At 71.0% G+C, this 19,921-nt stretch carries 14 protein-coding genes; 5 read left to right on the top strand and 9 right to left on the bottom strand.

The genetic code is table 11. The features are described 5' to 3' along the window. Positions 1–98: 98 nt before the first annotated feature. Together guaA and galE are read right to left on the bottom strand one after the other, a co-directional pair. The gene (guaA, locus tag TR33_RS16755) at positions 99–1,679 is read right to left on the bottom strand and encodes a glutamine-hydrolyzing GMP synthase (protein ID WP_042283996.1); all 1,581 of its coding nucleotides are present in this window, start codon (positions 1,677–1,679) and stop codon (positions 99–101) included. Positions 1,680–1,737: 58 nt separating this feature from the next. Next, positions 1,738–2,799 (bottom strand): UDP-glucose 4-epimerase GalE, encoded by a 1,062-nt coding sequence (galE, locus tag TR33_RS16750; RefSeq protein ID WP_017533360.1) that lies wholly within the window; start codon positions 2,797–2,799, stop codon positions 1,738–1,740. 149 nt (positions 2,800–2,948) lie between these two features. Between galE and TR33_RS16745 the strand changes: the two genes are divergently transcribed. The 5 genes from TR33_RS16745 (at position 2,949) to TR33_RS16725 (ending at position 7,363) form a co-directional block, all read left to right on the top strand. Then, positions 2,949–4,166 (top strand): sensor histidine kinase, encoded by a 1,218-nt coding sequence (locus TR33_RS16745; protein WP_042284035.1) that lies wholly within the window; start codon positions 2,949–2,951, stop codon positions 4,164–4,166. Then, positions 4,163–4,858: a response regulator gene (locus TR33_RS16740; protein WP_042284033.1), complete on the top strand. Its 696-nt coding sequence runs from the start codon at positions 4,163–4,165 to the stop codon at positions 4,856–4,858. Before TR33_RS16745 ends, TR33_RS16740 begins: the two co-directional genes overlap by 4 nt. 98 nt (positions 4,859–4,956) lie before the next feature. After that, positions 4,957–5,856, top strand: coding sequence for an ABC transporter ATP-binding protein (locus TR33_RS16735; protein WP_017533357.1), 900 nt, complete (start codon positions 4,957–4,959; stop codon positions 5,854–5,856). After that, a complete protein-coding gene (locus tag TR33_RS16730; protein ID WP_017533356.1) occupies positions 5,853–6,620 on the top strand; it encodes an ABC transporter permease in 768 nt (255 codons plus the stop codon). Before TR33_RS16735 ends, TR33_RS16730 begins: the two co-directional genes overlap by 4 nt. After that, the gene (locus tag TR33_RS16725; RefSeq protein ID WP_017533355.1) at positions 6,617–7,363 is read left to right on the top strand and encodes an ABC transporter permease; all 747 of its coding nucleotides are present in this window, start codon (positions 6,617–6,619) and stop codon (positions 7,361–7,363) included. Before TR33_RS16730 ends, TR33_RS16725 begins: the two co-directional genes overlap by 4 nt. A 43-nt stretch (positions 7,364–7,406) precedes the next feature. Here the strand turns inward: TR33_RS16725 and TR33_RS16720 are convergent, their stop codons facing one another. From TR33_RS16720 to TR33_RS16695, 7 genes are all read right to left on the bottom strand, one after another. Beyond that, a complete protein-coding gene (locus tag TR33_RS16720) occupies positions 7,407–9,890 on the bottom strand; it encodes a DUF8508 domain-containing protein (RefSeq protein ID WP_042283993.1) in 2,484 nt (827 codons plus the stop codon). Positions 9,891–10,113: 223 nt separating this feature from the next. Then, on the bottom strand, positions 10,114–11,850 hold the full coding sequence (locus TR33_RS16715) for a GTP-binding protein (RefSeq protein WP_369386045.1): 1,737 nt from the start codon (positions 11,848–11,850) through the stop codon (positions 10,114–10,116). A gap of 37 nt (positions 11,851–11,887) precedes the next feature. Next, complete coding sequence (locus TR33_RS27505; protein ID WP_369386044.1) at positions 11,888–12,097, bottom strand: GTP-binding protein; 210 nt, start codon at positions 12,095–12,097, stop codon at positions 11,888–11,890. 222 nt (positions 12,098–12,319) lie between these two features. Further along, complete coding sequence (locus TR33_RS16710; protein ID WP_042283991.1) at positions 12,320–14,911, bottom strand: polynucleotide kinase-phosphatase; 2,592 nt, start codon at positions 14,909–14,911, stop codon at positions 12,320–12,322. Beyond that, entirely contained in the window at positions 14,908–16,407 is a 1,500-nt protein-coding gene (locus tag TR33_RS16705; RefSeq protein ID WP_042283989.1) for a 3' terminal RNA ribose 2'-O-methyltransferase Hen1, read from the bottom strand. The genes TR33_RS16710 and TR33_RS16705 overlap by 4 nt, the downstream gene beginning before the upstream one ends. Positions 16,408–16,498: 91 nt before the next feature. Further along, complete coding sequence (locus TR33_RS16700) at positions 16,499–17,530, bottom strand: PLC family EF-hand domain-containing protein (RefSeq protein WP_042283988.1); 1,032 nt, start codon at positions 17,528–17,530, stop codon at positions 16,499–16,501. A 103-nt stretch (positions 17,531–17,633) separates the two neighbouring features. Continuing rightward, the gene (locus TR33_RS16695; RefSeq protein ID WP_042283986.1) at positions 17,634–19,874 is read right to left on the bottom strand and encodes a TRAP transporter permease; all 2,241 of its coding nucleotides are present in this window, start codon (positions 19,872–19,874) and stop codon (positions 17,634–17,636) included. Positions 19,875–19,921: the final 47 nt, after the last annotated feature.

Here is a 19,921-nt window from a genome sequence, read left to right as displayed (position 1 = left end):
AGCAGGGTGTAAGGGTGACACGACCTCCCACCTCAACCCCCCGACAAACACGGAACCCGGCGCCTGAGGCGCCGGGTTCCGTGTCGTTCAGGGGAGGTCTACTCCCATTCGATGGTGCCCGGGGGCTTGCTCGTCACGTCGAGCGTCACCCGGTTGATCTCGCGGACCTCGTTGGTGATCCGGTTGGAGATGTGGGCGAGCACGTCGTAGGGCACGCGCGACCAGTCGGCGGTCATGGCGTCCTCGCTGCTGACGGGGCGCAGCACCACGGGGTGGCCGTAGGTGCGGCCGTCGCCTTGGACGCCCACCGAGCGGACGTCGGCGAGCAGGACGACGGGGCACTGCCAGATGTCGCGGTCGAGGCCGGCGCGGCTGAGTTCCTCGCGGGCGATGGCGTCGGCCTCGCGCAGGATGTCGAGCCGGTCCTTGGTGACCTCGCCGATGATGCGGATACCGAGGCCGGGGCCGGGGAAGGGCTGCCGCCACACCATCTCGGGGGGCAGTCCGAGTTCCTCGCCGACGCGGCGGACCTCGTCCTTGAAGAGTTCGCGCAGCGGCTCCACCAGGGTGAACTGGAGGTCCTCGGGGAGTCCGCCCACGTTGTGGTGCGACTTGATGTTGGCGGTGCCGCTGCCGCCGCCGGATTCCACCACGTCGGGGTACAGGGTGCCCTGGACGAGGAACTCGACCTCGCTGCCGTCCTCGCCGCTCTCGGAGACGACCTCACGGGCGGCCTGCTCGAAGACGCGGATGAACTCGCGGCCGATGATCTTGCGCTTCTCCTCCGGGTCGGTCACGCCGGCCAGGGCGGAGAGGAAGCGCTCTTCGGCGTCGACGACCTTGAGGCGGGCGCCGGTGATCGCCACGAAGTCCTTCTCGACCTGGTCGGCCTCGCCCTTGCGGAGCAGGCCGTGGTCGACGAACACGCAGGTGAGCTGGTCGCCGACGGCGCGCTGCACGAGCGCTCCGGCGACGGCGGAGTCGACCCCGCCGCTCAGGGCGCAGACGACGCGCTTGTCACCGATCTGTTCGCGGATGCGGTCGAGCTGTTCCTCGACGATGTTCACCATCGTCCAGGTGGGCCGGCAGCCGGCGCCCTCGTACAGGAAGCGGCGCAGCACCTCCTGGCCGTGCTCGCTGTGCATGACCTCGGGGTGGAACTGGACACCGAACAGGCGGCGGTCGGCGTCCTCGAAGGCGGCGACCGGGGCGCCCTCGGTCCCGGCGGTGCTCTTGAAGCCGGCGGGCGCCTGGACGACGGAGTCGCCGTGCGACATCCACACGCTCAGTTCCTCGGGGAGCCCGTCGAAGAGCATCGAGTCGCCGGTCGTGGTCAGCCGGGTACGGCCGAACTCGCTCAGGTCGGTCTTGTCGACGACACCGCCGAGGGCACGCGCCATGGCCTGGAAGCCGTAGCAGATACCGAAGGTCGCGACCCCGGTCTCGAACAGCTCGGCCCCCACGCTCGGGGCCCCTTCGGCGTACACCGAGGACGGACCACCGGAGAGGATGATGGCCTTCGGGTTCTTCGCGAGCATCTCCTCGACCGGCATGGTCGAGGGGACGATCTCGCTGTGCACGTGACATTCCCGTACCCGCCGTGCGATCAGCTGCGCGTACTGCGCACCGAAGTCGACGACGAGGACGGTGTCGAACGTGCTCTCAGCACCAACGGACACGGAGAGGACCTTCCACAGAAAATCGGGATGTCCTCTCAGTCTAGGCCGTTCACCGTGCTCAGGACGCCTGGTCCGGTGTGCGGCCCGGCACGGGCTCCGGGGCGGGTCGGTCCGTGTAGCCGTCGGGGTTGGTGGACTGCCAGCGCCAGGCGTCTCGGCAGGCGTCGTCGACGGTCCGTTCGGCCTTCCAGCCCAGGTCGCGGGAGGCGGCGGCCGGGTCGGCGTAGCAGACCGCGATGTCGCCGGGGCGGCGGTCGACCACCCGGTGCGGGATCGGGGAGCCGGTGGCGCGTTCGAAGGAGCGCAGGCCCTCCAGGACGGAGGTGCCGCGTCCGGTGCCGAGGTTGTAGACGCGGTGGCCCGGGGCGTCGGCCAGGTGGTCGACGGCGGCCAGGTGGCCGGTGGCCAGGTCCATGACGTGGAGGTAGTCGCGGACGCCGGTGCCGTCGGGGGTGTCGTAGTCGTCGCCGAACACGCTGAGGTGGTCGCGCCGTCCGGCGGCGACCTGGGCGATGTAGGGGAAGAGATTGTTCGGGATGCCCTGCGGGTCCTCGCCGATCAGGCCGCTGGGGTGGGCGCCGATCGGGTTGAAGTAGCGCAGGGAGACGATCCGCCAACGGGGGTCGGCGGTGGCGAGGTCGTCGAGGATCCGTTCGGCGAACAGTTTGGTGCTGCCGTAGGGGTTGGTGGTGGACAGCGGTGCGTCTTCGGGGATGGGCACCCGCTCGGGGTCTCCGTAGACGGTGGCGGACGAGCTGAGGACGAGGTCGCGCACGCCGGCGGCGTCCATGGTCTCGCAGAGGGTGAGCAGCGCGTCGAGGTTGTTGCGGTAGTAGCGCAACGGCTGTTCGGTGGACTCGCCCACGGCCTTGAGGCCGGCCAGGTGGATGACGGCGTCGATGTCGTTCCGGGCGAACACCTCGCGCAGCGCCTCGGGGTCGGTGCAGTCGGCCCGGTGGAAGGTGAGCGCGCGTCCGGTGATCCGCTCGACCCGGTGCAGCGCCTCCTCGTGGCTGTTGACCAGGGAGTCGACGACGACCACTTCGTGGCCCGCCTCGAGCAGCGCGACGGCGGTGTGGGAGCCGATGTAGCCGGCCCCACCGGTGAGCAGTACGTTCATCGTTCGCTTCCCTGGGGTGGGCGGTACGGACCTCCCAGGATAGGCAACCCCGCGCCTCCCATCGGGTGATCCACGCCATGGTCGTCGCGGTGGATCTCGTACCGGGGCATGAGGCCGGGCCGGTGGTGCCCTCGGTAGCGTGGGGCGGCATGCCCGTCCCGTCGTCACGCCCGTTCCCGGACCGTGCCTCGTCCTGGGCGCGTCGCCACGTGTTCGCCGTGGACGCGCTCTGGGCGCTCCTCTGGTTCGTCCTGTCGATGTCGCTCTGGCCGTTCTCCTCGGAGACGCCCGTCGACGCCCTCCTCTATATCGCTCTCTCCCTGGCCTGCTGTGCCGCGTTGAGCGTGCGGCGGATCCGACCGTGGACCGCGTTGACGGCGTTGGCGGTCCTGTTGTTGATCCAGGTCCTGTGGTCGGGCATGTTCACGGTGCTGTCGGTGGTGTGCGTCCTGGTCTGCGCCTACACGTCGCGGACGGAGCTGGGCCCGGCCGGTCGCCGTGTGGTCCTCGCCCTCCTGTTGGCCGGTACGGCCTGGGCCTTCCTGTTCGTTCCGGGTCTGTCGCCGGTCGAGGATCTCGGTGCCCGGCTCACCTCGGTGGTGGCCGGTTGGAGCACCACGCTGCTGTTCGCGCTGCTCGGCACGGTCCGTCGGCGCCGTCGGGAGGAGGTCGACCGTCTCGTGGAGCACGCCCGCCTGTTGGAGGAGGGTCGGGAGCGGGAGCTGAGGTTGGCCGCCCTCGATGAGCGCACCCGTATCGCCCGGGAGATGCACGACGTTCTCGCGCATTCGTTGAGCGTCGTCGTCGCCCAGGCCGACGGAGGGCGTTACGCGGCGCGGACGTCCCCTGAGAGGGCGGTGACGGCGTTGGAGACGATCGGCCGTGTGGGTCGGGAGTCCTCACGGGAGTTGCATCGACTCCTGGGGGTGCTGCGCGTCGAGGACGACCCCGCCCCCTCCCCTGTTCCCGGCCTGGACGACCTTCCCTCACTCATCGACGACCATCGGAGCTCCGGGCTCGACGTCCGGCTGGTCGACGTTCCGCCGCCGGGAGAGGTCGTCGCCCCTCCCGCCAGTGTCTCCCTGACCGTCTACCGGATCGTCCAGGAGTCCCTGGCCAACGCCCTCAAGCACGCGGGGGCCGTGAGCGCGCGCGTCGATCTGGACCGTTCTTCCGGAAGGATCGTGGTCACGGTGACCAACCGGCCCGGGCCCGAGGGCCGGAAGGGCGAGGACGGGGCTTCGGGACACGGCCTGATCGGTATGCGCGAGCGGGTCGCCCTCCACGGAGGTTCCCTGAAGGTCGGTGAGGATCCGGCCACGGGTCTGTGGCGGGTGAGGGCGATCGTTCCCTGGGAGGACGCGTGATCCGGGTGGGGCTGGCCGACGATCAACGGCTGTTCACCGCGGGACTGGCGATGGTCATCGACTCCCAGCCCGACATGACGGTGGTCTGGGAGGCCGGCGACGGCTCGGCCGCGATCGAACGTCAGCGCGCCGACCCGGTGGATCTGCTGCTCATGGACGTGCGCATGCCGGGGACCGACGGTCTGACCGCCACTCGTGCCCTGGTCGACGCCGGGGAGCGGTGCCGGATCGTCGTGCTCACCACGTTCGACGTCGACGAGTACGTGGTCGAGGGGATCGAGGCGGGCGCCGCCGGCTTCCTGCTCAAGAACACGCCTCCGGAGGAGCTGCTGGAGGCGTTGCGCACCGTCCACCGCGGCGACTCGGTGATCTCGGCGAGCTCCACCGGGCGGCTGCTGCGGCACGTACGCCCTCTGTTGAGCGGCCGGTCCGGTCCGTTCGCGCCCGCGGACCGGGCCACGCGACGGGCGTTGGAATCGTTGACCCCGCGGGAGCGGGAGGTCCTCGCCCTGATGGCGCGCGGTCTCACCAACATGGAGATCCGCGATCTCCTGGTCCTGTCCATGCCCACCGTGAAGACCCACGTCGGCAACGTCCTGCACAAGACCGGATCGCGGGACCGGGTCCAGGCCGTGCTGTTCGCGTTCCGGGCCGGTGTGGTGGACCGTGACGAGCTGCTCCGCGACCGCTGAGGGCACCCTCCTCCCCCGGTAGGAGGCGGGATCCGGTCCCCCGGCCCGATGTGCGGCGCGGGTCCTCGACGGGAGTCTTCTCGGTGGAAGGAGGCTCCATGAGTCACGTCATCACCACCGAGGGACTGACCAAGGCCTACGGGTCGCGCACGGTCGTGGACTCCCTGGACCTGCGGGTGCCCGAAGGTCGCGTCTACGGTTTTCTCGGGCCCAACGGTTCGGGGAAGAGCACCACGATGAAGATGCTGCTGTCCCTGGTGCGGCCCACTCGGGGCGAGATCCGGGTCCTGGGCCGTCCCATGGACCGCCGCACCCGGCACGAGCTCACCCCGCTCATCGGATCGCTGATCGAGTCACCGCCCGGCTACGGCCATCTGACCGGACGGGAGAACATGGCGATCGTCCGTCGGATGCTCGGCCTGTCCGAACGCCGGGTGGAGCGGGCCGTGGCCACCGTGCGGCTGCGCGACCAGATGGACAAGCCGGTGCGCGCCTACTCGTTGGGCATGAAGCAGCGTCTGGGCATCGCGATGGCGTTGGCGCGCGAACCCCGTCTGCTCATCCTGGACGAGCCCACCAACGGGCTGGATCCGGCCGGGATCGAGGAGATCCGGGCTCTGCTGGTGTCGTTGGCCGGAGAGGGCGTCACCGTCATGGTCTCCAGCCACCTGCTCGACGAGATCGACCGGATGGCGTCGGTCCTGGGGATCCTCGGTCAGGGGCGGCTGATCTTCCAGGGCACCCGGGAGGAGCTGTTCGACCGCAGTGCCCCGGATCTGATCGTGGAGACCCCCGAGCCCGAGCGCGCGCTGGCGTCGGGGCTGTCCGCCGTGCGCGTGCGCGAGGGGTTGCGGCTGGCCGGACGGGACGGCGGGTCCACCGCCGCCCTGGTACGCCACCTGGTCCACCACGACGTACCGGTCCACGGTCTACGCCGGGTCGAGCGTTCGCTGGAGGAGGTCTTCATGGACCTGACCGGACGTGAGGGGTTGTCGTGATCCGGACCGCCGTGGACCTGGAGGTCCGTAAGACGCGACGAATGCGGGTGTGGGCGCTGTGCCTGGTGATGGTGGTGGCCGTCGTCGTCCTGGCCGGGATGAGCCTGGGGTCGGAGGCGACGCGGGCCGGTTTCGCCGATCCGGACGCGCGTCCGTGGGAGCGGCTCCTGCTGAACCACGTGATGGTCGCGGCGATGACCTCGCCGATCCTGGTCGCGGTGCTCGCCGGACGCCAGGTGGACATCGAGCATCAGGGGCAGGGGTGGACGCTCGCCCGGACGGCGGGGATGGGGCCGGGGCTGTTGTGCCGGGCCAAGGCCCTCGTCCTGGGCACGGCCCTGGTCTCGACGGTGGTGGCGCAGTGCGCGCTGCTGATCCTGGCGGGGACGGTCGCCGGTATCGAGCCGACGCCACCCCTCCTCCTGTGGGGTCGTTACGCGCTCTGTCTGACGGCGGTGCACCTGGCGCTGATGGGTCTGCACCTGTGGCTGGCGGCCCGGGTGGACAACCAGCTCGTGGGTCTGGGGGTCGGGCTGCTCGGGGCCTTCTACGCGGTCTTCTCCCTGCTCATGCCCTCGTGGGTGGCGTACGCGCTGCCGTGGGGGTACTACGCGGCCATCTCCCCGTTGCGCATGGAGGGGGGAGATCGGCTGATCGAGTCCCAGCCGGATCCCGTCCTGTTCACCCTGTTCCTGGGCGGCGCCGCGGTCCTCTTCCTCACGGCCTGCCGACGGTTGGACCGTGCCGAGGGAGGTCCCGCGTGATCGTCTCCGAACTGGCCAAACTCCGGCGTTCGTCCCTGTGGATCGTGGCGGTCGTCCTCCCGGTTCTGGCCGTCACCGCCGGGACCCTGAACTACCACGGCAACCAGGACGTCCTCTCCTCCGGCTGGGGTCCCTACCGTTCCCAGGCGGTGTTGTTCTACGGGCTGTTCTTCATGTCGATGGGGGTGGCGGTGCTGGCCTCCGCCGCCTGGCGGATGGAACACCGGGGGAACAACTGGAACCTGTTGATGACCACGCCCGCGCGTCCGAGCGCGATCGTGGGGGCCAAGATCGTCTCTCTCGCTCTCGTGGTGACCGCGATGCAGATGGTGCTGCTGGTGTTGATAGGCCTGACCGGAACGTGGGTGCTCGGGCTGGAGGGTGCCCCTCCGTGGGAGTACGTGCCGGTGGCGCTGCTCGCCGTGGTCGCGGCCCTGCCGGTGGCGGCCCTGCAATCCCTGCTGTCGATGCTGATCCGGTCGTTCACCGCGCCGGTGGCCCTGGGGCTGCTCGGGTGCGCGCTCGGGGTGGCTACGATGCTCGGCGGTGAGGGCGGTGTGGTGTCCTACCTGGTCCCCCAGGCCCTGGTGACCTCGGCGTCGTTCCTGGGGAACGGGGCCGTCTCCGGCTCGGCGGAGATCGACCCGTCCGCGGTGGGCGCGATCGTGCTCTCCGCCTCGGCCCTCACCGGCCTCCTGTGGTGGCTGTCCGCGTTCGTCCTGTCCCGACGGGACGTGGGATGACCGGAACCGGCGGGGGCGTGATGCCCCCGCCGGTTCCGGAACCTCAGCGCCGGCCGGGCGAGGTGCCGGCGCGGGTGTCGATCCACAGCACCTGGGGGTCGTGGTCGCTGACCTGATCGTGGAACTCGGAGTTGATCCGCGCGATCCGGTAGTCGATCCGACCGGACAGGGCGCCGTTGACCAAGATGTGGTCGAGCGCCTGGGAGTTGCCGTCGAAGTTGTAGTTGTAGCCCTCGTTCGGTTCCAGCAGTTCCACCATCGGGTTGATGAGGGCGCCGTCGCCGGTGAGGATGTCGAGGGTACGGGAGAACTGGAAGTCGTTCAGGTCGCCCATCACCACCAGGTTGGCCCGGGGGTCCGCCGCCAGGAGCTCGTCGGCGAACTCGCGGACCAGTTCCGCCTGGGCGTTGCGCTGCGTCTCGCTGGTACGGTTCGGCGGCTGGTTCACGCCGTGCAGGGACTGGTCCCCGCCCTTGGAGTTGAAGTGGTTGGTGACCACGTAGATGTCGCGGTTGAGCGCCCGGAAGTGGCCGACCAGGGGCTTGCGGCTGGAGTTCCAGGCGCTGTCGCCGGGGCTGATCCGGCCCGGGGAGACCGACAGTTCGACGCCGCGTTCTCCTTCGACCACCTCGACGGGGGTGGTGGCGTCGCCGCCCTCCACGTCCACGTACTGGACCCGCGCGGGGTTGAAGAGGAAGGCGTTGCGGATGTTGCCGCCGGGGACCCCGCCGTCCTTCTTGTCCTCGGGGCTGATCTGGCGCCACTCGTAGGTGGGCCCGCCGGCGGCGGCGATCGCGTCGACCAGACGGTCCAGGGTGACGTCGGCGTCGACCACGCCGTCGTCGGTCTCGCTGCTGTTGTCCTGGATCTCCTCCAGGCCGACGATGTCGGGCGAGCGCAGGTAGGTGACCAGGCCCTCGGCGAGGTCGTCGAAGGCCTCCTGGTCGTCGGCGCCGCCGAGGTTCTCGACGTTGTAGGTGGCGACGCTGACCTCGTGGCGGGCCGTCTCACGGAGCGGTTCGCGCTCCAGGTCGCCCGAGACGTGCTCGCCCAGGGTGGTGGCGCGGATCAGGTAGCCGCCGAACCGGCTGTAGTAGACGGGACCCTCGGTGACCCCGGCGAGGGTGTCGCCGACGTTCGCCTCGGGGAAGGGGCGCTCCGCGCGGTCCAGCAGCGACTCGATCTTCACCCGGCCGCCGTTGGGGTCGTCGTAGGAGCCGTAGTGGGCGCCGCCGTTGGGGGTGGGGTTCTCGTCGGGGCGGGTGGTCACCCACAGGGCGTCGTAGCCGTCGGTCGGCGAGATGATCGGGGCGTCCTCGACCCGGACGAGCATGTGCTCGTTGGCGGCCCAGAAGTCCAGGGCGTAGGTGTCGGGTTCGAGTTCCCTGTCGGTGATGTCACCGCCGTCCGAGGGGGCGTAGGCGGTGGGGAGGGTGTCCTCCTCCAGGAGGATCGCCTCGGGCAGGTCGTTGCCGCGCGAGAGCGTGGTCCAGCGGGCCTGTTCGAGCTGGGTGATGGTCTGGGCGCCGGCCTGCGGACGGTACTCGCTCACGCGTCCGGCGACCAGGACCTCGTCGCCGATCGCGACGTCGGGCGTGGTGGAGCCGGTGAAGACGAACAGCGCCTCGCTGGTGCGGGGGTCGTCGTCGCCCTCGGTGTCCTGGAACCAGAAGCCGCGGCCGCCGCCGAAGGCGTTGATCGCGGTGACCACTCCGGGCAGGCCGGTGACCTGCTCCCCCGCCAGGGGCGAGGTGCGGGTGACGCCTTGGACGTCGTGGATGCGGTCCTCGCCCGGCTCGACCGGTTCCCCGGGCTCGCCTTCGCCGGGTTCGGTGGCGGTCTCGCCCGCGGAGTTGGTGGGGGTGGGATCGCCGACGGTGAAGTCGGCGGCGTTGTCCCCGGTGTGCGTGAACGCCTCGTCGCGCGAGGCGGAGGTGGTGTTGCCGGTGCCGGCCGCGGGTGATCCGGCGAAGATCGTCGCGGCGCCGTAGCCGAGCACGTCGACGACGTTCTCGTCGGCGGCACAGTCGGCGGCGGTCCGGCACTCGACGGCTCCGGTGCCGTCCACGAGCAGCACCGTGCCCGCGGTGGCGGACATGTTGGTGTTACCGGCGGCGTCGGGCTCGGGGAGGTCGGCGCCGCCGCCGGTGCCCGCGGCCTGGCGGATCAGGTAGTGCTCGCCGGCGGGGATCTCGCCTTCGAGCGGGGTGACCTGGACCCGGGTGGAGGGGCCGGGACGGGCCGGAAGGTACTGGACGCTCCAGCCGGAGACGTCCACGGCGGCGTCGGTGGGGTTGCCCAGTTCGACGAAGTCGTGGCGCAGGAGGGCGCCGCTGTTACCGCCTCCGCCGTAGACCTCGCTGATGAGCGGGGTGTCGGCCGCGGCCGCCGCGGGGACCGAGGTGATCAGGCCGGCGCCCAGGACCAGGGCGGTCAGGGCGGCTCCGGTGGCCAGGGCGCGGCCACGGCGCGCGGGCCGGGTTCCGGGGGTGTCGGGGGGACCGGGTCTGGAAGGGGTCGGGAACACGCCTTCTCCGTTATCTTCCGTTGGCTCGGGGGAGCACGGGGGTCCGTGCGGCCACATCATGTACGTCGTGAATGTCCGGTCGAAAGAGACCACGTGAAAAGAAGACGAAGCGGCATCCGATTGTTGTGATCCCACCACGGATCGGACCCCCGGCCCTGGTGCGATCGTCCAAGACCGGGGGTCGGTGGCGACGGCGGTACGGTCCGGTCCAGACCGCGTGGGGTCAGTCCGCTGCGGAGCGGCCGGCATTGGCCAGGTGGACCAGGTACTCGTCGAGCACCAGCGGGTTGCCGTCGGTCCTGCGTCGGCGGGGCGGGGCACCGGTGAGGGGCCGCTCCCCCGCCGGGCGGGTGGTCCACACGCCCTCGCCCCGGGTGACGCCCACGATCTCGGCGCCGACCCGGTGTGCCTCGGCGGCCGCGATCTCGCCGGTCACCCGCCAGGCGTCCCCGTCGATCCCGGTCTCGCGCACCCGCGCGCCGTGCCCTCCGAGCAGGGAGAGCACCGGGCTCAGCGTCTCCTCCGGGGTCTCCAGTTCGAAGTCCTGGACGGGTGCGAGCACCCGGGTCCCGGCCCGTTCCAGCGCCCTCAGGACGACCATCGGCACGAGTCGGCGGAAGTGCGCGGCCTCGGTGAGCGGCGGGTCGTACCCACTGCGCACCAGGGTCACGACGCAGTCGGTCACCGGCCACCCGTACAGCCCCTGTCCGAGGGCCGTGCGCACCGTCCGTTCCACGGCGCGATCGTAGGCGGGCGGCAGGGCTCCCAGCTCGGTCTTCCGCCGGAACGTCACGCCGGAGCCCTCGGACGCGGGCTCCACCCGCAGGCCGACCGCGACCGGCGCCCCCACCTGTCGAGAGGGGTCGATCTCCTCGATGTCGGTGCCGACGCCGATCGGACGTTCGACGTGGACCGTGGCGCTACGACCGAAGAGCGCCCGCACCCCGAAGTCCGTGGCCAGGGTGTCGGCGACGACCTCCTTCTGCACCTCCCCGTGGAGCAGGACCGAGACCCCCTCGCCCGGCACGACGCGCAACCCGATGAGCGGGTCCTGTTCGGCCAGGGCGGTGAGGGCGGCGTGCAGGCGGGAGGCCTCCTCGGGACGTTCGGGACGGACCAGGGCCTCCAGCGCGGGGCGGGAGAGCCCGTGCGCCGCGACGGGCGGTCCGAGCCGGTCGCCGACCCGAAGGGCCGGCAGACCACGGATCCGGCCGATCCCGCCGGCGGTCAGCGGCCTGGAACGGTCGTGTTCGGCCCCGACCACCTCAAGGTGGGTGACGCGACCTTCGTGCGGTTCGCCGTCGGCGGGGTCGGCCCGCTCCCACGTGCGGCGTTCGCGTCGTTCGAGACGCCCGGAGAAGAGGCGGACGTAGCCGGTCTTCTCACCCGAGGGTGCGCGCTCGATCGCGAAGACGGTGCCCCGGGTCTCCTCATCGTTCCCCGGTGGCGATCCCCGGTGGTGCGAGAGCAGCCCGGTGATCGCCCCGAGCAGGGCGGGGATCCCCGCGCCGGTGACGGCCGAGCCCGACAGCACCGGATGGGCCAGGCCGCGCAGGACCTGGTCGCGCAGGCCCGCGTGGAGCCGCCCGGCGTCGGGCATCGGACGGTCCTCGACCAGATCCGCCAACAGTTGCTCGTCGTGTTCGGCGAGGAACTCGGCGACGCGGGCCGCGTGGTCGGGTGCGTCGAGGTCGTGGGCGACGACACGGGCCTTGCGACCGCCCGGGTCCACGACCCGGTCCATCGGCAGGGCACGGTCGGTCAGGCGGGCGATCCGTTCCAGGACCCGTTCGGGGTCGGCGCCGGAGCGGTCGACCTTGTTGACGAAGAGCAGGGTCGGAATGCGCGCGCGTTCCAGGACCCGCATGAGCAGGCGGGTGTGCGGCTGGACCCCTTCGACCGCCGACAGGACGAGCACGGCGCCGTCCAGGACGGTCAGGGCGCGTTCGACCTCGGCCACGAAGTCGGCGTGGCCGGGGGGTGTCGATGAGGTTCACCTATGTTTCGCCGACGTGGAAGGGCGCCACGGCGGTGCGCACGGTGATGCCGCGTTCGCGTTCGACGCGGCCGGTGTCGGTCCGGGTGTCGCCGTCGTCGACCCGGCCGAGGCGGTCGATCGCCCCGGTGTCGTAGAGGAGCCTCTCGGTGAGGCTGGTCTTACCGGCGTCGACGTGGGCGACGATCCCGAGGTTGACGGTGCTGGTCAAGGGCTGTTCCCAGGAGGTCTCGTGTCCGAAGGGCGGGCTCGAAGATTCCGTGGGAACGCCGCATGCCGTCGACCTCTCTGTCGGGTGCCGGTCCGATCACCGTCGTGTCCGGCGTCCGTCGCCGGCCGGGATCACGTTCATGCTGGTGGGGCCGGGGTGGAACACGCAAGCGGTTTTCCGCGCGTGTCCCTCCCCGGCCCCGATGCCCCGTGCGGGACGGCCTCACAGACGGGGGTCGACCGGTTCGGTCTCCAGGGCGAGCAGGGCGAAGACCGGCTCGTGGACCCGCCACAGCGGTTCGCCGGCGGTCAGCCGGGCCAGGGCGGTCAGCCCCAGCTTGTGCTCGCGCATGGCCAGCCCGTTCTTACGGCCCAGTCCGCGGTCCTTGAGCACCGCGAGCCGCTCCGGGTCGGTGTAGTCGGCCCCGTAGATGATCCGCAGGTATTCGGGGCCGCGCACCTTGAGCCCCGGCTGGGCCAGGCCCTTGCGCGCCTCGGCCCTGGCCCCCAGCAGCGGTTTGACCACCATGCCCTCGCCTCCGGCATCGACCATCTCCCGCCACCAGTCGGCGGCCGCGGCGCAGGCGTCGCCGTCGATGGTGTCCACGACCCGGTAGCGGGTGGGGTGGATCATCGGGTGGGCCTTGGCGAGCAGCTCGACCACGCCCATGTGCCACAGGTGGTCGGCCTCGGTGTACTCCTTCCCCTCGGAGGCCAGGAGCATGAAGGGCGCGAAGCGCAGCCCCTTGATCCCGTCGGTCTCCCAGGTGTATCGGCGGTAGACCCGGGAGAAGGCCTCCATCTGTCCACTTCTGCGCTCGATGGTGTCGGCGAGCCCGGACACGTCGATTCCGCGCGCGGCGGCGGCCGCCAGCGCCGCCCCGGCCGCGGGGAGCGAGGCCCGCGCGGCGGCCCCCACCGAGGCGTACTGTTCGCGGATCAACGCTCCTGCCTTGGCGGACCAGGGTAGGAGCTCACCGTCCAGGACGACCCAGTCGGTACCGAGGCGGTCCCACAGTCCGGCGTCGGTGACGGCCCGGCGCAGCTCGTCGACCACCCGGCGGCCGAGTTCGGCGTCCTTGAAGAAGGGGCGACCGGTGCGGGTGTAGAGGCTACCGAGCTCACCGGGGACGAAGCGGCGTTCGGCGGCGGCCTCGTCCCGGCACAGCACGGCCACGGCCCGCGAGCCCATGTGCTTCTCCTCGCAGATCACCTGCCCGATGCCGGAGGCCCGGTAGGAGGCGAAGGCCTCGTCGGGGTGCTCCAGCAGGGCGGGGTCGGTAGCGGTGGGCGCGGGCGCCATCGTGGGCGGCAGGTACACCAGCCAGCGCGGGTCGACCGCGAAACGGCTCATGACCTCCAGGGCGGCCAGGGTGCTCTCGGGCGTGGTCCGGACGGTCCCGTACCCGGTGTCGACGTAGAGCCCGGATCCGGTCCCCGCACCGACGTCGTCGATGCCGATGGCCCGGTCGGCCCCCTCACCGTCCCGCTTCGGCGCCTGGTCCGCGAGCGGGCGCACCGGCTCGTACCAGACGCGTTCGGCCTCGACGTCGACGATCTCCCGCTCGGGGTAGCGCAGCGCGGTGAGCCGTCCGCCGAACACACAGCCGGTGTCCAGGCAGATGGTGTTGTTGAGCCACTCGGCCTTGTCGGAGGGCACGTGCCCGTAGACCACCGCGGCCCGGCCCCGGTACTCGCGCGCCCAGGGCAGCCGCACGGGCAGACCGTACTCGTCGGTCTCCCCCGTGGTCTGGCCGTACAGGGCGAAGGAGCGCACCCGGCCGGAGGCACGACCGTGGTACTCCTCCTTGAGCCCGGCGTGGGCGACCACGAGGGAGCCGCCGTCCAGGATCAGGTGGCTCACCAGGCCGTCGCAGAACTCCAGGACCCGGCGACGGAACTCCTCGCTCTCGCGTCCGAGCTGTTCGGCGGTCTCGGCGAGACCGTGCGTGAGGGTCGCCTTGCCCTTCTTCAGGTAGCGGATCAGCTTGTTCTCGTGGTTCCCGGGCACGCAGAGGGCGTCGCCGTCGGCAACCATGCCCATGACCAGGCGCAGCACACCGGGGCTGTCGGGCCCCCGGTCCACGAGGTCGCCGACGAACACGGCGGTGCGGCCCTCGGGGTGGTGGGCGCCGACCGGGCGCCCCTCCTCGTCCCTGTGCGTCTCGTAGCCGAGCTCGCCGAGCAGGGTCTCCAGTTCCGAACGGCAGCCGTGGACGTCGCCGATGATGTCGAAGGGCCCGGTCAGCTCGGTCCGGTCCGGCCAGGGGCGTTCCAGTTCGATCCGGACGGAGTCGATCTCCTCCTGTCCCTTGAGGTGGTACACCTTGCGCACCCCCTCGCGGGCCAGACGCTTGAGGCCGTCGCGCAGGTCGCGCCGCTGCCGGCGTACGACGTGGTCGCCGAAGTCGCGGTCGGGGCGGGAGCGGTTGCGTTCCAGGGCCAGGGCCTCGGGCACGTCGAGGACGATGGCGGTGGTGAGGACGTCGTTGTCCTTGGCGATGCGGATGAGGCTCTCGCGTGCCTTGCGCTGGACGTTGGTGGCGTCCACGACGGTGAGCAGTCCACGGCGCAGCCTGATGTCGACGATGGTGTCGAGCAGCTTGAAGGCGTCGCCGGTGGCGGTCTGGTCGTTCTCGTCGTCGGCGACCATGCCCCGACAGAAGTCGGAGCCGATCACCTGGGTGGACGCGAAGTGCTCGGCGGCGAAGGTGGACTTGCCCGATCCGGAGACCCCGACCAGCAGGACGAGCCCCATCCGGGGCACGCCGAGCACGCGGGGCTCGCGGGCGGCCTCGACGTTCGGCTCGGTCATTTGGTGAAGACTCCCATCTGGGTCGGGGACCCGGTCTCGGGGTGCTCGTCGCCGACCGGCAGGTACCGGACGGTGTAGCCGTACCGTTCGGCGACCCGGTCGGCCCAGGAGGCGAACTCGGCGCGGGTCCACTCGAAGCGGTGGTCGGCGTGGCGGAGGGCGCCGTCGGCGAGGCCCTCGTAGTGGCGGTTGTACTCGACGTTGGGGGTGGTGACCACGACGACGCGGGGCGCGGCGTCGCCGAAGACGACGTCCTCCATGGCGGGCAGTCGGGACGGGTCGAGGTGTTCGACGACCTCCATGAGCACGGCGGCGTCGTGACCGTGGAAGCGACGGTCACGGTAGACCACCGAGCCCGCCAGGAGCGCGAGGCGGGAGCCCGGCGTACCCTCGCCCCCGTCGGAACCGTGGGAGGCGGCGAACAGTGGCCGGTGTCCACGACCGCCGCCCGGCTCGCAGCCTCGGCAGAGCCTGCGGTGGGCGATCTCCAGACCGCCCACGTGGACGTCCACGCCGGTGATCCGTTCCAGTCTCCGGTCGCCGACCAGACGTTCCAGCAGTCGGCCGCCGCCGCATCCCAGGTCGATCACGCTGGTGGCCCGCTCGGCGTCGAGGACCGCCATGACAGCGCCCACGCGCCGCTCGGCCAGGGAGGGCTCGCGTTCCTCCACCGCCGGGTCGCTCGGGACCGTGTCGTTCCCGGGTTCGCCGGACCGGTCCTCGGACTCGGCCAGACGGGACAGGGCCGTGCGCACGTACCGTTCCCGGCGGGCCAGGTAGCGGCGGGTGATCCAGTCGCGTTCGGGGTGCGCGGCCAGCCAGCCGGCGCCCTCCTCGCCCTCGACCCCGTCGACCGGGGCCCCGCCCGCGCGCAGCAGCTTGTCGATCTCGGTGGAGTCCACCCAGTAGTGCTTGTTCCCGCCCTCCATGGCGGGCAGGAGGACGTACAGGTGGTTGAGCGCCTCGGACAACCGCACGGTGCCGGTCAGGGTCAGCGACAGGTAGTGGGAGTCGCCCTGATCGGGCAGGTCGGGATCGAGCGGGACCGGTACGGCCTCCACCGTCCAGCCGAGCGGTTCGAAGAGCGCTCGGGCGCGCTCCGGACCGGGGTGACAGGGCACCGCGGGCAGACTCAGGACCAGGGGGATGGGGGTGTCGGCCAGTTCGGGGCGCCGCTCGCACGTACCTCGCATCGCGCTCCGCAGTACCCGGCCCAGCGCCACCGTGAACAGCGACGAGGAGGCGTAGGGGCGGTCGTTGACGTACTGGGCGAGGGAGAAGTCGGGCGTGCTCACCGACGTACGCGCGCGCAACAGGGCCCGCGGATCCACTTCCAGGAGCAGGGCCGCGGTGCAGCGCTCGTCGGTGGCCTCGGGGTAGAAGACGTGCGCGGTCCCGAAGGACTGCTCGAAGCTCTGCGCCTTGTCCGGATGCTTGTGGAGCAGGTGTCCGAGGTCCGTGGCCGGGCGGTTCGTGGTCGAGATCGTCAGTAGCACCCGTGCATTGTCACCGATCCCGTTCCGGGCGGACCAGTGCTTTTCGTCGGCGTCCCTCCGCCCTCGCCCCGTTACGCTCCCCCGCCCCGGGTCACCGCTGGTCGGGTTCGGGTTCCTCTCCGGGCCCCCGGCGAGGGTCCACACCCAGGTCGGCCATGGCCTGTGCCACCTCGGTCCGAGCCGTGCCGAAGAAGGACCAGGGGATCTCGGTGGAGAAGCGCCCCACCCGCTCCAGATGCCATCGTGCCGCGTCCTTCTCCCCCGCCCGGTGGAAGGCCCACCCGAAAAGGTGATGGGCCTGGACGTCGCGCACGTGCGGCACCGGCGCCTGGGCCCAGGTCCGGGCGAGACGGAAGAGTTCGCCGACCGCGTCGCCGTGCAGGCGTCCCAGGCTCATGGACACGATGTAGGCGCTATTGCCCTCGTCCACGAGACGGCGCCGTTCCCCTCTCAGGAACTCGGCGTGGGCGAGCGCCAGCACCGACGGGAGAGGGCCTCCCACGGGCGCGGTGTCGGCCGCGGCGCCCGCGGCGGCGAACATCTCCTCGGCCGAACCGCCCCGGCTGGGGGCCAGGGCCCGGACCCGGGTCATGTGCGCGGAGAAGAGATGGGGCGTACGGTTCGCGACCTCGTTCCAGGCGCGTTCGCGTTCCTCCCGATCGCCCAACCCCATGGCGACGGTCTGGAGCGCGGACCAGGGCGCGGCGTCGTCGGGGTGGATCCGGGCCGCCTCCTCCAAGGGCACGCGAGCCTCGTGCAGGGCGGCCTCCACGGCCTTGCGTTCGGCGGGTCCCCCGCCCGGCAGGGACATGGCGCGGGCGATCAGGGTGTGGCCGAGCCACAGCATCGTGTCGGCCCGGTCGGCGCCCGCGTCGACCAGCGCGGCCACCTCGTCGATCCGCTCCACCGCGGCCCGGCCCAGGGCCTCGACCTGGTAGGCGCGGGCCTCGGGGTCGTCCCGGGTCTCCAGGAGCAGGGAGGAGCCGACCTCGACGTCGCCCTCGCGGACGGCGCGGCAGCCGGCGCGCAACAGCGGATCGGTCCCGAGAGAGGAGGAGACCAACACCCCTTCCAGGTCGGCACCGCGCGGTGCCCTCGTCGGTTTCCATCCGAATCGCCACATGCCAGCCATGTCAGCGAGGTTAGGGCATCGGTGATCGGTCCGCCCGGGCCGGGCACGCGAAGGGCCCGCCGTCCCGAAGAGGACGGCGGGCCCTGAAAGGGGATCAGTTCGCCGCGGTCTCGGGGACCTCGGTCTTGTTCTGCACCACACCGAAGTCGGCGACCAGGCCCTTGGCCTTGTCCCGACGGTGGTTGATCACCTGGAGGGCGATCAGCACGGTACAGGCCACGGTGCCGGCCAGCACGAACCAGTCCGAGGCGACGTGGACCGACAGCAGCGACTGCGTCCAACCGGTCCACTCCGGGGCGATCAACACCAGGGCCGCGGACAGGCCCAGGGCGATGCGCTCGCCCAGCAGGGTGCGGCGCAGGAAGAAGCCCTCGATGGCCATGGCTCCGGCGGCGAGCGCGACCGATCCTGTGACGATCGCGATGACCAGGTCCAGGATGGGACCGTCGACCTCCATCAGCGCCGAGTAGGCCATCAGCAGCGGGATCAGGTACAGACCCTTGGCGAACTTCCACGCGGACACACCCGAGCGCATCGGCTTGGAGTCGGCGATACCGGCCGCCGCGAAGGCCGCGAAGGCCACCGGCGGGGTCACGTTGGAGTCCTGGCTGAGCCAGTACACGATCATGTGGGCCACGATGAGCGCCAGGCCGAGCTGCTCCAGGGCCGGGCCGGCCAGGATGACCAGAACCACGTAGGAGGCGGTGACCGGCAGGCCGATGCCGAGGATCAGGGAGGCCAGGGCCACCATCACCAGGGTCATGAACAGGCTTCCGGCGAAGGCGTTCACGAGCACGTCGGAGAAGACCAGGCCCAGGCCGGTGAGGCCGACCATGCCGACGATGATGCCCGCGACGGCGCAGGCCACCGACACCGGCAGGGTGCTGCGGGCCGCCATCACGAACACCTCGAGGAAGTCCTTGAGGCTCAGCCGGCTGCTCGCCCGCAGCATGGCGACGACCAGCAGGGAGCCACAGGCTGCCAGGCCGGCCTGTGTGGGCGGCACGTAGTTGAGCAGCAGCACGATGAGCAGGATCAGCGGGGCCATGAAGTGCCAGCCGGCGCGCATCACCTCGCCGAAGGAGGGCAGGTCCTCCTTCTTCATCAGACCGACGTTGTGCTTACGGGCGAGGATGTCCACGAACAGGAACATCAGCGCGAAGTACATCAGCGCCGGGATGATCGCGACCTTGACGATGTCCGCGTAGGGAATACCCAGCCGCTCGGCCATGAGGAAGGCGCCCGCGCCCATGATCGGCGGCAGGATCTGGCCACCCGTGGAGGCGGCCGCCTCGACACCCGCCGCGTCGTGCTTCTTGTAGCCGACCTTCTTCATCAGCGGGATCGTGAACGGTCCGGTGGTGACCACGTTGGCGATGGCGCTACCGGAGACCGAGCCCATCAGGGCGCTGCCCAGCACCGCGCCCTTGGCGGGGCCGCCGACCATGCGACCGGTGAGCACGTAGGACAGACCCACGAAGAAGTTGCCGCCGCCGGTCTTGGACAGCAGCGCGCCGAACAGGATGAACACGAAGACGAAGGTGACGACCACGCCCAACGTGAGCCCGTAGATGCCGTCGTTGCCCAGGAAGGCGTGGGTGGCGATGCGTTCGCGGGTCACACCCGAGTGGCCGAACTGTCCCGGGATGTAGGGCCCGTAGTAGGCGTAGAGGAGGAACGCCGCGACCAGGAGGACCATGACCAGGCCGACCGAGCGGCGGGTGGCCTCCAACAGGATCACGATGGCGATGGCGCCCACGATCCAGTCGAGTTCGGTGTAGGCGCCGGCCCGTCGGGCCAACTCGGCCTGGAAGACGATCGGGTAGAGGCTGACCACCACGGTCCCGACGACCATCAGCAGGTCGAGGATCGCGCCCACGAGGACCAGGGCCGGGTTCTCCCCGACCTTGGCCTTCTTGAAGGGCGGCATGATGACGAAGACCATCATCATCACGAGCATGAGGTGGATGAGGCGCTGCTGACGCGCGTCCAACCCCGCGCGCAGGGCGATATAGAGCTGGAAGGCGGTCAGGGCGATGCCCAGGGCGAGGATGATCCCGCCCATGATCATCCCGGCCCGTCCCTCGCCCCAGCGCTCGGCGGAGATCCTGCGCCAGAACGGCGGGGCGTCCTCGCCGAGTCCGTCGACGTCGGGCAGGGCGTCGGCGGACGTCCCGGTCCTACGGTTCTTCTTTCCGGGGTCGCTCTCCGTTCCCTCCTCGGTGACGACGGTCGCGGTGTCGGTGCCCTCGACGGTCGCTTCGGTCGCGTCCGCCTCGGGTTTCTCCGGGCTCGGGGGCGAATCGCCCCTCGCCTGTCCTGGGGTCTCGGCCATGTTCTTCCTCGGTTCGCTGGGCCGCGCGGGGCGTATGACACGGAAGG

The organism is Nocardiopsis alba, from assembly GCF_000710955.1.
Taxonomy (GTDB): domain Bacteria; phylum Actinomycetota; class Actinomycetes; order Streptosporangiales; family Streptosporangiaceae; genus Nocardiopsis; species Nocardiopsis alba.
The sequence above is the reverse complement of the archived record's forward strand: the minus strand, read 5'-3'. Positions and strand labels throughout refer to the sequence as shown.

Bases quoted from the DNA above. Each gene is read 5' to 3' on its own strand.
- TR33_RS16695 (WP_042283986.1), bottom strand. From the start codon at position 19,874: ATGGCCGAGACCCCAGGACAGGCGAGGGGCGATTCGCCCCCGAGCCCG.
- TR33_RS16735 (WP_017533357.1), top strand. From the start codon at position 4,957: ATGAGTCACGTCATCACCACCGAGGGACTGACCAAGGCCTACGGGTCG.
- TR33_RS16745 (WP_042284035.1), top strand. From the start codon at position 2,949: ATGCCCGTCCCGTCGTCACGCCCGTTCCCGGACCGTGCCTCGTCCTGG.
- galE (WP_017533360.1), bottom strand. From the start codon at position 2,799: ATGAACGTACTGCTCACCGGTGGGGCCGGCTACATCGGCTCCCACACC.
- TR33_RS16710 (WP_042283991.1), bottom strand. From the start codon at position 14,911: ATGACCGAGCCGAACGTCGAGGCCGCCCGCGAGCCCCGCGTGCTCGGC.
- TR33_RS16700 (WP_042283988.1), bottom strand. From the start codon at position 17,530: ATGTGGCGATTCGGATGGAAACCGACGAGGGCACCGCGCGGTGCCGAC.